The sequence below is a fragment of the Pseudanabaena cinerea FACHB-1277 genome (assembly GCF_014696345.1).
Taxonomy (GTDB): domain Bacteria; phylum Cyanobacteriota; class Cyanobacteriia; order Pseudanabaenales; family Pseudanabaenaceae; genus Pseudanabaena; species Pseudanabaena cinerea.
Map to the genome: position 1 here is coordinate 1 of NZ_JACJPY010000175.1, position 2,160 is coordinate 2,160.

The following is a 2,160-nucleotide window of genomic DNA, read 5'->3' on the forward strand; positions in this document are numbered from 1 at the left end:
CTCTTCCCGATTTCGGCGATTTCCTGTCTTGCCTGTCCTGTGGTCTCCTTTTTCTACTTGCATTCTTCCTGCCTCCTAATTACTTTTTCAGCAAGCCCTACATAGGTTTAAATGTGTCATGAGTAAATCAATATTTCCCCGCAAAACTAAGCAAAGACATCCTGCACGAAGGCTTTCGCAGAATATTTCCCGAAGAGCGATCGCTGCTTTCACCGCCCTATTGTGTGTTGCCTGCCTATTCGTGCTGAGTGCCTGTGAGCCGATCCCTGAGCCAAATCAAATTAGGGGCGTTAGTGGCGATCGCCTCAAAACTGTGATTAGTCGCGGCAAGTTGGTATGCGGCGTTAGTGGCGAATTGCCAGGCTTCAGTTTTGTAAATAAGGAGGGGAAATATTCGGGGCTAGATGTGGATATTTGTCGGGCGATCGCGGCGGCATTATTTGACGATCCTAACGCCGTGCAGTTTCGCAATCTCAATGCCAAGGAGCGTTTTACTGCCTTGCAATCGGGGGAGGTTGATGTCCTCAGTCGCAATACCACTTGGACATTGGGCAGGGATACCGCTTCGGGCTTAGCCTTTATGCCCGTAGTGTTCTATGACGGGCAGGGGGTGATGGTACGCAAAGATAGCAATATCAAGGCGATCGCTGACCTCAAAGACAAAGATATCTGCGCCCAGACAGGCACAACCACCGAACAAAACCTCGCCGATCAAATGCGAAAAGGAAATCTTGCCTACAAACCCGTTGTTTATGAAGATGTCAACTCCACCTTTAATGCTTACCAATCACAGCGTTGCCAAGCAATTACCGCCGATCGCTCTGCCCTAGTGGTGCGCCGTACCCGCCTTGCTGACCCCGAAAACCATGAAGTTCTCGATTTAGTTTTATCTAAAGAGCCACTAGCGCCTGCGGTGGGCGATGGCGATGCACGCTGGGCGGATCTGGTTCGCTGGGTCGTTTTTACCACGATCAATGCCGAAGACTTGGGCATAACCTCCAAAAATCTGACGGAGAACCTCACTAGTGCCAATGCCGAGATCCGCAGATTCTTAGGGGTTGATGGCAGTCTCGGCAAGGATATGGGGGTCAGCAATGATTTTACTGCCCGCATCATTAAACATATGGGCAACTATGCCGAAATTTATGATCGCAACCTTGGCAAAGATAGCGACTTCAAATTGCCCAGAGGACAAAATGAACTATGGAAAAATGGCGGATTGATGTATGCCCCGCCCTTTCGCTAGACTCATTCAAAAGCACAAAATGCTCTGATTTTTAAATTGCGTCACACTCAAGAAAATAGTCGTAAGCATGAGGATCAAAATCCTGTTCGAGATATTGCTGAAAATATTTAACTTGCTCAGGTGTCAGTTCATAAGAAAAAAACATAGGAGAGTTGGCTGGCTCACTTAATAGCTTTTGTAAATCAGCTAGTGATATGTCTTTGAGAATGCTTTCCCCGATCAGAGCATTGCCTTCTTTTTCGTACCACCTGAGCAAACGCTCAACCTTATAGCCATTAACAATTTCTACTGGCTTGCGAAAATTGTTGCTTCTTTTGCCTTGGCGATACTTAGATTTCACAAAAAGGAGCAGGGGCGCTTTTAACCTCAGAAAGTTTTTGATCTGTGTCATAGGTTAAATCTCAATTTTGCGTTTAGGGTTGGCTGGTTTGGTCTGTTTGCCTGTTACAGGGTCAAACTCGCCTAGATGTCTGCCATTTTTATCATACTTTTCAATCGTGCCGTGTTGGTAGTCCCACTCATAAAATTTATTGTCTGTCGTCTGCCAACGTCTCCGTTTTTTGGTTAGAGCCTTGAATCAATGTTTTACCTTTGACAATCACTGCATCAGCAAAGGCTGCTAACACTTTAGGCGGTGGAATATATGGCATCAAGGATAGTATTAGAGTGATCTGAAATTACAGAGCTTTATACTCAAGCCCAGACCAAGAAAGATTTTGAAAGCATCGCGAGGCAACGATTCCAAAATTTTTCCTGCGGTTCGTTTGATCAGTAATTGCTGTAATCTATTATTTTCATAGGGCTTTTAAATAACAATACTACGGACAAAATTGGTCAGAGATAGAGCCGTAAGAGCAAAGCTTGTGGAAATTAGGGTGTAATTTAATCGAAGTAAGGTCTAAATCTAACAGGGA

The 2,160-nt window shown here is 45.2% G+C and carries 3 protein-coding genes and 1 pseudogene; 1 reads left to right on the forward strand and 3 read right to left on the reverse strand.

What is annotated here, in order from left to right:
- Positions 1-118 precede the first annotated feature (118 nt).
- Positions 119-1,246 carry an amino acid ABC transporter substrate-binding protein gene (locus tag H6F44_RS22660; protein WP_199302251.1) on the forward strand — a complete coding sequence of 376 codons (1,128 nt, stop codon included), beginning with the start codon at positions 119-121 and terminating at the stop codon, positions 1,244-1,246.
- Between the two features lie 31 nt (positions 1,247-1,277).
- Here H6F44_RS22660 and H6F44_RS22665 read toward each other — a convergent pair whose 3' ends face one another.
- The 3 genes and pseudogenes from H6F44_RS22665 to H6F44_RS23715 form a co-directional block, all read right to left on the reverse strand.
- Positions 1,278-1,637, reverse strand: coding sequence for a DUF7683 domain-containing protein (locus H6F44_RS22665; RefSeq protein ID WP_190353345.1), 360 nt, complete (start codon positions 1,635-1,637; stop codon positions 1,278-1,280).
- 3 nt (positions 1,638-1,640) lie between these two features.
- Positions 1,641-1,745: pseudogene (locus H6F44_RS23860) on the reverse strand (colicin E3/pyocin S6 family cytotoxin); the annotation flags it as partial.
- 28 nt (positions 1,746-1,773) lie between these two features.
- Entirely contained in the window at positions 1,774-1,896 is a 123-nt protein-coding gene (locus tag H6F44_RS23715) for a hypothetical protein (protein ID WP_277874153.1), read from the reverse strand.
- Between the last annotated feature and the right edge of the window lie 264 nt (positions 1,897-2,160).

Bases quoted from the DNA above. Each gene is read 5' to 3' on its own strand.
- H6F44_RS22660 (WP_199302251.1), top strand. From the start codon at position 119: ATGAGTAAATCAATATTTCCCCGCAAAACTAAGCAAAGACATCCTGCA.
- H6F44_RS22665 (WP_190353345.1), bottom strand. From the start codon at position 1,637: ATGACACAGATCAAAAACTTTCTGAGGTTAAAAGCGCCCCTGCTCCTT.
- H6F44_RS23715 (WP_277874153.1), bottom strand. From the start codon at position 1,896: ATGCCATATATTCCACCGCCTAAAGTGTTAGCAGCCTTTGCTGATGCA.